The following is a 10383-nucleotide window of genomic DNA, read 5'->3' on the forward strand; positions in this document are numbered from 1 at the left end:
CTCGACCGGCACACCACCGATCACCCAGAAGAATCCTCCGCCGCCCCAGCCGCATGATCAACCCCCGAAGGACTTACGACGCAGACCACTTAGCGGGTGGTGCTTTCGACCAGGGTTCCGATTGCGGAGCGGTTGGCGGTGCCGACGATGAGTTCGCCTTCCAGCGCCCGGCGACCGCGCGGTCGTCAACCTCCGCCGGGCGGTGTCTGATCAGCGTTCCCGGGTCGATGAACCGAACAGCGCGCCGGCGACCCCGACGCGCGGGTCGGCCGGTACGCAAGGTGCTGGCCGCGCGCTCCAGGCCGCCGCGGTGCGGCGGGTAGACGGCCTGGTGGAGGGGCTCGTGCGCCAGGTGACGTCGGGTTCGTCCGGGAGCGATCGCCGAGCCACTACAGGTCGCTTGGTTGGCGCGGAGGGCGAAGCCGCCTTCCCGGATGCGCGACCGGGTCGAGGATGTTGCCCTCGGCCCGGTCGCGGACGGCGAGCGCCTTCGCGGCGACGGTCATCGGGTAGCTGCAAGGTGGCGCGGTGACGACCCGCCTGCGTCACTGTCGCGTGTGCCGTCCGCGCGATGGACCGGTGACCGGTGGCATGGGGCAACCCACCGTTGCCGCCACGGTATCCGGCAGGCGGGGTGTCAGTCGGCGGTGAGCATGCCCTCGCGCAGTCGGGTGAGGGTGCGGGAGAGCAGTCGGGAGACGTGCATCTGGGAGACGCCGAGGTGTTCGCCGATCTGTGCCTGGGTGAGTTCTTCGACGAACCGCATGTGGATGATCCGGCGGTCCCGTTCGTCGAGTTCGGCGATCATGGGGGCGAGGGCGTGGAAGTCCTCCACCAGTTCGAGGGCCGCGTCGTCGGTGCCGATGAAGTCCGCGAGCGCGTTTTCGCCGTCCTCTGTGCCGTTGATGGTGGCGTCCAGGGACGTGGAGTTGTAGGCGTTGGCGGCCAGCCGGGCCTCGGTGACCTCTTCCTCGGGCAGGCACATCAGCTCGGACAGTTCCCGGACCGTGGGAGTCCGGCCCAGGCGGCTGCGGAGTTCCTCGGTGGCGCGGGCCAGCTGGACCCGGGCCTCCTGCAGGCGGCGCGGTACGTGGACGGCCCAGGTGGTGTCGCGGAAGAACCGTTTGATCTCGCCGACGATGTAGGGGATGGCGAAGGAGGTGAACTCCACCTCACGGGTGAGTTCGAACCGGTCGATCGCCTTGATCAGGCCGATCATGCCGACCTGGACGATGTCCTCCATCTCCTCCGGCCCGCGGCTGCGGAACCGGCCCGCGGCGTAGCGCACCAGGGACATGTTCATTTCGATCAGGGTGTTCCGGGCGTACTGGTACTCGGGCGTGCCTTCCTCCAGTACCGCCAGTTGGTCGAAGAACAACCTTGTCAGAGTGCGGGCGTCCTTCGGGGCGACCTTGGAGGGGTCGGTGAGCTCCGGCAGCTCCCTCATGTGCGTGTCTGCTTTCACCGTGCTCACTGCCGCCATGGTGTTTCCCTCCCGAACGTCCGTCGCCTGTCTGCTGGAGACGCAGGCCGGTCAGGGGCCGCTTACCCGCACATTCGCCGCGCATACCTTCCGGCGTACATGTCCGCCGTCACGGTCCGTGAAGTCGCTGGCCCTTGAATCGGTAACTACCCGTATCAACCATTTGCCGTATATGTGCTTGTTGTAGCTCTATGTAATGGTTAGCGTTCGTGGGGTAGAGAACGGCTGCGGGGTCCGACTCCCGTGACCGCCGACCCGGCAGCGAGGTGTGAGCGCGTGGACGCGAGGCCCGGCTTTCGGCCCCTTCCGGTCCGGAGGCGCCCCCACGGGGGGATGCCATGGCTGCGGACCCTTGCGGTGCTGCCCCTGTTGGCGTCGACGCTCGCGGCGTGCGGCAGCGGGGCGGGGTCCGGCCCACCCACCTTGAACTGGTACAACTTCCCCGACGACTCCGGTGCGCTCCAGAAGGCGGCCGATCGGTGCAGCCAGGCGTCCCACGGCCGCTACAGGATCAGCTACAACAAGCTCCCCCGTGCCGCCGACGGCCAGCGCCAGCAACTCGTCCGCAGGCTTGCGGCCCACGACCACTCGCTCGACATCCTGGGGCTGGACGTCACCTGGGCGGCGGAGTTCGCCGAGGCGCGCTGGATCCGCGAGTGGACCGGCGCGGCGAAGCAGCGTGCCACCGAGGGCACCCTGCGCGTACCGCTGCAGACCTCGACCTGGAAGAACAAGCTGTACGCCGTCCCGTACAACACCAACACCCAGCTCCTGTGGTACCGCAAGGACCTGGTGCCCACCCCGCCCAAGACCTGGGCCGAGATGCTGGCCATGGCCGGTAACCTCTCCCGGCAGGGCAAGCCGCACTATGTGGAGATCCAGGGTGCCCAGTACGAGGGCCTGACCGTCTGGTTCAACACGCTGATCAACAGCGTGGGCGGCTCCATCCTCAATCCGGCAGCGACAAAGCCGTCTCTCGGTGCGCCCGCCGTGCGGGCCGCCGCGATCATGCGTGACCTGGCGCATTCCGTGGCCGCGGACCCCTCCCTGTCCAACCAGACGGAAGACGCGAACCGTCTCGCCATGGAGTCCGGGAGTGCCGCGTTCGAGCTCAACTATCCGTTCGTGTATCCATCGATGAAGGCCAACAATCCGGCACTGTTCAAGAGCTTCCGCTGGGCGCCGTACCCGAGGGCCGACGCGAACCGACCGGCACGGCCGACCATCGGCGGCATCGACCTGGCCGTGAGCGCCTACTCGCGCCACTCGCAACTGGCCTTCGAGGCGGCCCTGTGTCTGCGCAACCGGGAGAACCAGCTCACCGCCGCGCTCGTGGGCGGCCTGCCGCCCACCCTGCGTGGCCTGTACGACGAGCGGCCGTTCATCAAGGCGTATCCCTTCGCCAAGGACGTGCTGGCCTCCCTGGAGGCGGCGAGCGTGCGCCCGCTCACCCCTGCCTACCAGAACGTGTCGATCGCCGTGTCCCACACCCTGTCCCCGCCCTCCGGGATCAAGCCCGAGAGTTCGGTGGCCACCATCAGGGACCAGATCGACGCTGCTCTGCAATCCAAGGGAGTGATCCCGTGAACCACCACACCCTCGGCCGGCACCCCCGAGTGCCGGCCTCCTCCTCAGGCGGCCCTCGATGAGCATGCAGGCGGAACCGGCCGGAGCCCCGCCGCCACCTGAGACGAAGCAGGCAAGGCAGGACCGGGCGGCGCTCTCGGCCGGCGCCAGACAGGAGCGGCGGCTCGGCTGGCTGCTCTGCTCGCCGGCCGTGATCGTCATGGTCGCAGTGACCGCGTACCCGATCGGATACGCCATTTACCTGTCCCTGCAGCGCTACGACCTGCGCTTCCCGGCACAGGCGAAGTTCGTGGGCCTGAGCAACTACGGCGCGGTGCTGTCCTCCTCGTTCTGGTGGCAGGCCTTCTGGGTGACCCTGTTCATCACCGGCGTGTCCGTGGCCATCGAACTGGTCCTCGGCATGGGGCTGGCTCTGGTGATGCACCGCACGATCTTCGGTCGCGGATCCGTACGCACCGCGGTCCTCATCCCCTACGGCATCGTCACCGTCGTCGCCGCCTTCTCCTGGCAGTACGCCTGGACCCCGCAACTCGGCTACCTCGCGGGGCTGCTGCCCAGCGGATCGGCCCCACTGACCCATCAGTGGTCGGCCCTGTGGCTGATCGTGCTGGCCGAGGTGTGGAAGACGACCCCGTTCATGGCCCTCCTGCTGCTCGCCGGGCTCGCGCTGGTCCCCGAGGAAACGCTGAAGGCGGCCATGGTGGACGGCGCCACCGCCTGGCAGCGGTTCTTCAAGGTCATGCTGCCGTTGATGAAACCGGCCATCCTGGTGGCGCTGCTCTTCCGCACGCTGGACGCGTTCCGGATCTTCGACAACATCTACATCCTGACCTCGGGCGCCCATGAGACGGGCTCCGTGTCCATCCTCGGTTACGACAATCTGTTCACCGCGCTGAACCTGGGCATCGGTTCGACGATCTCGGTCCTGATCTTCATCGCCGTCGGGATCATCGCCTTCACCTTCGTCAAGCTCTTCGGCGCGGCCGCACCAGGCGCGGAGGTGAAACGCTGATGGCCGCAGTGGGGAAAACGCACGCCACCCGCTGGGGCGTCGTCAATGTGGTGGTGGTGCTGTACGCCCTGTTCCCGGTGTGGTGGATCGCCGCGCTGTCGTTCAAGGCGCCCAGCACGCTCACCGACGGCAACTACATCCCCCGGCAGTGGACCTGGGAGAACTACCGGGGCATCTTCAAGACCTCCGAGTTCACCCGCGCACTGATCAACTCGATCGGCATCGCCCTGATCTCCACCGTCATCGCAGTGGTGCTGGGCACCATGGCCGCCTACGCGGTGGCCAGGCTCCGGTTCCCCGGCAAGCGGGTCCTCATCGGCATGTCGCTGCTGATCGCCATGTTCCCCCCGATCTCCCTGGTGTCCCCGCTGTTCAACATCGAGCGCATCCTGGGGATCTTCGACACCTGGGTGGGACTGATCATCCCTTACATGACCTTCTCCCTGCCGCTGGCGATCTACACCCTGTCGGCGTTCTTCCGAGAGATCCCATGGGACCTGGAGAAGGCCGCCAAGGTGGACGGGGCCACACCCGCACAGGCCTTCCGGCTGGTCATCGCGCCGCTGGCCGCGCCGGGCGTGTTCACCACCGCCATCCTCGTCTTCATCTTCTGCTGGAACGACTTCCTGTTCGCGATCTCGCTCACCTCCACCCGGGCCGCGCGCACGGTGCCCGCCGCCATCGCCTTCTTCACCGGAAGCTCGCAGTTCCAGCAGCCAACCGGGTCCATTGCCGCCGCCGCTGTCGTGATCACCGTTCCGATCATCATCTTCGTTCTGTTCTTCCAGCGGCGGATCGTCGCCGGACTGACCTCCGGGGCGGTGAAGGGGTGACCGGGCCGACCACGACGGGCAGCCCGCTGCCGGCGGACACCGACCGCGACACCCGGACCCGCAAGGCATGAAGGCAAGGAGGCACCACCATGGCCGAGATCACCCTCGAGGGAGTCACCAAACGTTTTCCCGACGGATCCCTTGCCGTGAAGGACGTGGATCTCGACATCGCCGACGGCGAGTTCGTGATCCTGGTCGGACCTTCCGGTTGCGGCAAGTCCACCACCCTGAACATGATCGCCGGACTCGAGGACATCACCGAAGGCACCCTGCGCATCGGTGACCAGGTCGTCAATCAACTCGCTCCCAAGGAGCGCGACGTCGCCATGGTGTTCCAGAGCTACGCCCTGTACCCGCACATGAGCGTGCGCGAGAACATGGGCTTCCCCCTGCGGCTGGCAAAGGTGGACAAGGCCACCATCAACTCCAAGGTCGAGGAGGCGGCGAGGATTCTCGACCTCACCGAGCACCTTGACCGCAAACCCGCGAACCTCTCCGGTGGCCAGCGCCAGCGGGTGGCCATGGGCCGGGCGATCGTCCGCGATCCCAAGGCGTTCTTGATGGACGAGCCACTGTCCAACCTTGACGCGAAACTCCGGGTGCAGATGCGCACTCAGATCTCCCGCCTGCAACGGCGTCTCGGCACGACCACCGTGTACGTCACCCACGACCAAACCGAGGCGATGACCCTCGGCGACCGTGTTGTCGTGATGCGGCAGGGACTGGTCCAGCAGATCGGCACGCCCGCACAGCTCTACGACCTGCCGCGCAATCTCTTCGTCGCGGGCTTCATCGGATCCCCGGCGATGAACTTCCTGAACGCCACCCTGGAAGGCGGCGTGCTGCGCTCGCCCGTGGGCGACCTGCCCCTCGACGACCGTACGAGGCAGGCACTGGAACGGCAGAACGCGCCCCGCGAGGTCATCGTCGGCCTGCGGCCCGAGGCCTTCGAGGACGCAGCCCTGTCGGCTCGACCCAGCGGGGGCGGCCCTGTCTTCACCGCCAATGTGGACGTACTGGAGTCGCTGGGCTCCGATGCGTACGTGTACTTCACCGCCGAGGGCGGATCCGCGACTACCGCGGAACTGGAGGAACTTGCTGCCGACTCCGGTCTGCGCGACACCGGCGCGGGGGTCCAGCAGATCGTGGCCCGCCTGGACGCCGCCACGCGCGCCCGCGAGGGCGCACCGGTGGAGCTGCTCGTCGACATGGCGAAGGCGCACGTCTTCGACCCGGCGACCGGAACGAACCTCACCCATCCCGAGAGCGAAGCCTGACGATCCTTCGGGCCGCCCGGCGACGCCACGGGCCAAGGAGGCGCCTTTGCCCGAAACCGACAGAGCTCCTGAACCGGACCTCGCCGAGGCATCCGCGACCACATTGACGACTGGATCGCCCAAGCCTCCCCCAACGTCGGCACCTGGTGCGGTCATCTGCTCGAGCGCACCCGCCAGGACGGGCCCCTTCAGCGTGGCGATCAGCAGACCGGGCACCCTGGCACCGAGCCCGACTGACGACACCAGCCTTCTGCGGTGCCGCGGCCGCTTCCCCGGCGCTCTCGGCACGTCATCGGCGAGCAGCCCTGCCGCCTCGTCGGCCTCGGTGTCGAGGGCCGCCTTGACCGAAGGGCGTGGCATGGCGATCTCGCGGAGCTGACGCAGTGCGGTCGCCCGCGTCAACCGGTCGGCGTCGTAGGAGCGGTAGGCGGTGATCGGGTCTGCTTCGGCAGGGGGAGGAGCGAACCCGGTGGCGGCGGAGAACCGCAACGCGCAGGACGTCGGGCCCTTGCGCCGGGCGCAGACCCCCGATCGGCATCAGCTCGGAATGTGGCATCTCGCCGTCATTTGTACGCCATCCACACCTGACACCCGTGTGCCCTTCCCCAGGGGAAGGGCTGATGCCTCGGACGGGAGCACCCATGGCACCGGGCGCTCCCGATCTCGAAACCCGGTGTCCGTCCTGTTGCCTTGGCCGGAAGCCGGTGGGGCTGGTAGGCATGGCTTGTGCGATTCGAGAGTGTGCCCATGCCGGCGGCGGTCCAGGCACGGCCCCGTGACGCTCGTGGCTATCCGGTACCGGCGATCACTCCCTGGGAAGGGGAGGAGCCCCAGTTCGCGCTGACCGACTACGAGCGCAGCGCCGCATGCGCGCGGAAGCGTCTGTGCTCGGTGTGCAACCAGGGCATGCCCCAGGGCCCGGTGTGGCGTGTGGTGGGGGCCGCCGAGAGCGCGGCGATCGGGGACGCGCTGGCTGCTGGGCGGCCCTACCGCAATCTGGCACCGACCCTGGAAGGACCGGGGCACCGCGCGTGCATGCTGTATGCCTCGATGGTGTGCCCCTATCTGGCCCGGCCCAACGCCCGGCGTGGCACGTCGGCGGCGGAGCCGGACGACATGACCTCCCATGTGGTGCGGGGCGTCGCCCGGGGCGCCATGGGCGCGGTGGTGGGGTTCGGCGAGTACGAGTACGCCGTCACCGGCAGCCGGGTGCTCTTCCGGTTCCTCGACGTCGTCGAGTTCCTGCCGCACGACACGGCCGACGCGCACCTGGACGAACTACGGGCCGAGCTCGCCCGGACGGCGAAGTGACCGGCACTTCCCCCTGGACGCGCCCGGCCCGTCCCATAGGCCGTGGTCAGGGGCGGTACGCCGCCAGGCCGACCGTCGAGGTGACCTTGGCCGGGTGGCCCGTGCCGTCGGCCGGCAGCGTCACCGTGCCGGACGGGGTGCGCACCGCGAGCGTCTTGCCGTCGGGCGACCAGGCCGGCTCTGTGTAGTCGGTTGTGGCGTGCGGGGTGAGGTCCTTGATGTGGTTGCCGTGCATGAGGTCCTCGACCAGCACGTGGTCGTGGCCTGCGACCGAGCGCACGAACACGACCTCCTCCTCGCTCGGGGACAGGGCCGGCTCGGAGCCCTGGGTGAGCTTGCCGCCCTGCTGGCGGAGGTAGTCGTCACGGATGTAGACGTCGCCGGTGTGGTCGTTGGCGTAGACCGACGTGCCGTAGTGACCGGCGGCGTTCGGCCAGACGTTTCCGGTCTGCGGCAGCGCACCGCCCGGACCGGGGTCGCCGTACAGGGACAAGGTCTTGGGCGTGCCGTGGACGGCTTTGGCGGAGATGTACTTCAGCCGGGACACGTTGTTGGCACGCGCCGCGAAGATGAGGTTGTCCTTGGCGGGGATGCCGTTCTGGGTGTCCTTCGCGGTCACCTGCCAGGTCGGGTGGGACCAGTTCTGGTTTCCGGGGTTCTTGGCGACGACGATGCGCCCGCTGCCGTCGGGGTTGGCGATGTCAAGGTTGCCTGAGCCGTCGATGAAGGCGGCCTTGGCACCGTTCGGTGACCAGGCGAGGTCCCTGACGGGCACTCCGAAGTTCACCTTGTGACCGCCGATCAGCACGTACTTCGTGCCGTTGCTGACGGTCAAGGTGCCATGTGCTGCGCTGGTGGCGGCCGAGGCGGCGCCTGAGCCGCCCAGCAGCGCCGAGCCGGTGACGGCCGCGGCCACTGCGATGGCGGCGGCCATGGTGCGGGTCCGGATGGTCATGACGGAATTCCCCCAGGAACGTCGACAGGTCAGGTCGGAACGGTGCATGTACGGCAGAGCCGCTCCGGTTGTCCTGGTCGCTGGAGACCACGCGACCCCCTGCCGCTCTGTTCCAAGCCGAGCCTGCCAAGCCATGATCCTCGAATCGTCCGTTCGGCGTCACAGGGCCGTAACACAGTGAGCCTTTGTCAGTAATGGATCATGGCGTTGCGTGATTGATCAGATGGTGCGGTCGTACTCGATCTGGAGCAGGACGAGGGCTGCGGCGGCGATCTTCGTGATGCGGCTGGGGTCGAGGCTGACCCGGCGGAGGGCCTTGAAGGTGGTCTTGAGCAGCGAGTTGGCGCGCTCGCAGACCCCGTGGATGCCGCGGATGACCTTGTTGTAGGTCTGCTGGGCCTCGGTCAGCTCGCCTCCGGCGGGCTTCTTGTGCGGGTGGCGGAAGCCGTCGCCGGCGTTCTCGTAGCCGAGGTCGACGAGGGTCGGCATGTCAAGCTCGGCGGCGATCCGGTTGAGGGCGTCGATCAGGCCGTGGTGGCGGGCGCAGGTGGTGTCGTGCTCGCGGCGCGGGCGGACCGGTGAGACCCAGATCGGCCAGCCGTCCGGGGTGGCGATGACCTGCACGTTCCCGCCATGGTGCTTGTGTTTTCCGGACCACCACAGGTCGGCGCCGTTGGGGCCGGGGGCGGCGACGCGGTCGGTGCGGATGACGGTGCCGTCGAGGTTCAGATGCGTCAGTCCCGCCGCCTTCGCGCGCTCCAGGGCGGTCGCGAGGTCCGGTGCCCCGGCCGCCAGAACGGTCAGCCCCTCGTGGAGGTAGCGGTAGGCGGTGGAGACCGACAGGCCGTTGTCGCGGGCGAGTTGGGAAAGACGAGTGCCGTCGATGAACCAGCACAGGACGAGCACCGCCTGACGGAAACAGCCCAGCGCACGCCTGCCCTTGCGGGTTCCGGCCACGATGCGGTGATCGCGCAGCAGTCGGGCCAGGTGCTCGGCGGTGGACCGCTTCACATCGAGCACCGCGGTGTATGTGACACTGATCGGCACGTGAGGCCCCTCGGTCGGATCTTTCCTTCGCAAGATCGTTCCTACCAGGGGCCTTACGCCTGCCCGGACTTGGGGACCGCACGGGCGGCAGCGCCAGCCTCGCGATCACAGCGAGCGACGGGCGCTTACCGGGAAAGGCTCAGTGAGGGGCGATACCGGTGATGCGCGCCAACCTCAGGACTGCACGTCCGGCGGCCGGCTTAGCGCCGGCCACCGCGGGCGAAGGTCCGGCGGACGAGCCTGACCAGGAACCAGACCAGCAGGGCGACGACGAGGATGATGAGGATGACGATGACCAGGAGGAAGATGCCGAGCTTCTTGAAAAAGCCGCTCTTCTTCCTGGTCTTCGAGGTGCGGAACCGAGCCGACGAGGCGCGATGCCGGGACGCGTGGCGGCGCAGGCTGAGGTCGGAGACAGTGTCCGGCGACGCGTACCCGGTGCGTTGGGTGGTGACGGCCGTCGTCGCCCGCCGCTGCGCGTCGGTCGCGGCGGACGTCGGTTGCACCGTCAGGCCCAGCCCGAGCAGCAGCGTCAGGAGCAGCGCTGCCGCGCGGCCCTTCATGGGGTGGCGGTAGGTGGTGGCCATGCGTGACTCCCCGTTTCACGTGCGGATGCCGCTGCTGCCTTGCGCAACGGCGCAACTATTATCGCGGACAGCCGTTGCTTGCCATCTCCCGATCCGGACAGGTTCTCCATGCGTTACCGGGACTCTTGCAGAAAGCCCCGGTGTTCACGCCGGGGATGAATGCATCTCAGGACTGCTCTGATGTGCACGTTAGAGTGGACGTTTTTGCTGCTCGATGTACTGGCGGACGATCGCCAGCGGTGCTCCGCCGCACGATGCGGAGAAGTACGAGGGCGACCACAGGTGCCCGTG

Annotated in this window: 10 protein-coding genes; 5 read left to right on the forward strand and 5 right to left on the reverse strand. The window is 68.1% G+C overall.

The genetic code is table 11. The features are described 5' to 3' along the window. Positions 1-637: 637 nt before the first annotated feature. Complete coding sequence (locus ACIRVK_RS44330) at positions 638-1483, reverse strand: RNA polymerase sigma factor SigF (RefSeq protein ID WP_404257667.1); 846 nt, start codon at positions 1481-1483, stop codon at positions 638-640. A 357-nt stretch (positions 1484-1840) separates the two neighbouring features. Between ACIRVK_RS44330 and ACIRVK_RS44335 the strand changes: the two genes are divergently transcribed. From ACIRVK_RS44335 to ACIRVK_RS44355, 5 genes are all read left to right on the forward strand, one after another. Next, the gene (locus tag ACIRVK_RS44335; protein WP_404257668.1) at positions 1841-3070 is read left to right on the forward strand and encodes an ABC transporter substrate-binding protein; all 1230 of its coding nucleotides are present in this window, start codon (positions 1841-1843) and stop codon (positions 3068-3070) included. Between the two features lie 58 nt (positions 3071-3128). After that, positions 3129-4082 carry a carbohydrate ABC transporter permease gene (locus ACIRVK_RS44340; RefSeq protein WP_404257670.1) on the forward strand — a complete coding sequence of 318 codons (954 nt, stop codon included), beginning with the start codon at positions 3129-3131 and terminating at the stop codon, positions 4080-4082. Then, a complete protein-coding gene (locus ACIRVK_RS44345) occupies positions 4082-4915 on the forward strand; it encodes a carbohydrate ABC transporter permease (protein ID WP_404257672.1) in 834 nt (277 codons plus the stop codon). Before ACIRVK_RS44340 ends, ACIRVK_RS44345 begins: the two co-directional genes overlap by 1 nt. 89 nt (positions 4916-5004) lie before the next feature. Then, entirely contained in the window at positions 5005-6192 is a 1188-nt protein-coding gene (locus tag ACIRVK_RS44350; protein WP_404257674.1) for an ABC transporter ATP-binding protein, read from the forward strand. A 747-nt stretch (positions 6193-6939) separates the two neighbouring features. Then, entirely contained in the window at positions 6940-7503 is a 564-nt protein-coding gene (locus tag ACIRVK_RS44355; RefSeq protein WP_404257676.1) for a hypothetical protein, read from the forward strand. Positions 7504-7549: 46 nt separating this feature from the next. Here ACIRVK_RS44355 and ACIRVK_RS44360 read toward each other — a convergent pair whose 3' ends face one another. The 4 genes from ACIRVK_RS44360 to ACIRVK_RS44375 form a co-directional block, all read right to left on the reverse strand. Further along, positions 7550-8458, reverse strand: coding sequence for a TolB family protein (locus tag ACIRVK_RS44360; protein WP_404257678.1), 909 nt, complete (start codon positions 8456-8458; stop codon positions 7550-7552). Positions 8459-8677: 219 nt separating this feature from the next. After that, positions 8678-9478 (reverse strand): transposase family protein, encoded by an 801-nt coding sequence (locus ACIRVK_RS44365; protein ID WP_404257682.1) that lies wholly within the window; start codon positions 9476-9478, stop codon positions 8678-8680. A gap of 227 nt (positions 9479-9705) precedes the next feature. Further along, positions 9706-10092 carry a hypothetical protein gene (locus ACIRVK_RS44370; protein WP_404257680.1) on the reverse strand — a complete coding sequence of 129 codons (387 nt, stop codon included), beginning with the start codon at positions 10090-10092 and terminating at the stop codon, positions 9706-9708. 189 nt (positions 10093-10281) lie between these two features. Beyond that, positions 10282-10383, reverse strand: a 102-nt coding sequence (locus ACIRVK_RS44375; RefSeq protein ID WP_404257684.1) for a transposase, incomplete at its 5' end; no start/stop codon positions are given.

Origin of the sequence: Streptomyces sp. NPDC101152, assembly GCF_044768275.1 — a bacterium.
Classification (GTDB): Bacteria; Actinomycetota; Actinomycetes; order Streptomycetales; family Streptomycetaceae; genus Streptomyces.